Raw genomic sequence first — 551 nt, 5'->3', positions numbered from 1 at the left:
TCTTCCCCTGGGCGCCGCCGCCATAGCCGCCACCGCCGCAGACCGATTGCGCGACCACGCCATGCGCGCGCTCGCCATGGGTGATGATGGTGCCGGAAACCGTGACATCGACCTTGCCGCCATTGCCGCCATTGCCGCCGAAGCCGCCAAGCTGCAGCGCAACCGACTCGTCTCCCGCCGTGTCGGCCGATACCACGCCGCCATAACCGCCGCCGCCGCCGACGGACTGGGCGAAAATGCCGAGCGCTCCATCCTTCCAGGTTTCGATGATGCCGTCATTGTTGACCGTGACATGGCCGCCATTGGAGCCGTCGCCGCTCGGCAGAGAAATCGCGCCGCCGATCGTCATGTCGGCCTCCGAAGCGTTGGCCGCGGCACCCGAAGCACCGCCGCCACCGCCTACCGATTGCGCGAAAATGCCGTGCGAAAGATAGCCGAGCGTGGTGATCTTGCCATGATTGTCGACGATTACGTCGCCACCGCTGCTGCCCCCACCGCCCAGCCCGCCGATCGCCAGCGTCACCGACGTTTCCGCGCTGCCTGTCTCGGTC

At 67.3% G+C, this 551-nt stretch carries 1 pseudogene; it reads right to left on the bottom strand.

The features are described 5' to 3' along the window. A pseudogene (locus tag EN750_RS38205) lies at positions 1-523 on the bottom strand (hypothetical protein); the annotation flags it as partial. Between the last annotated feature and the right edge of the window lie 28 nt (positions 524-551).

Source organism: Mesorhizobium sp. M7A.F.Ca.ET.027.03.2.1 (assembly GCF_003999175.1).
In the GTDB taxonomy this organism is placed as follows: Bacteria; Pseudomonadota; Alphaproteobacteria; order Rhizobiales; family Rhizobiaceae; genus Mesorhizobium.
Note: the sequence above shows the minus strand (reverse complement) of the source record. Positions and strands in the feature narration are given on the sequence as shown.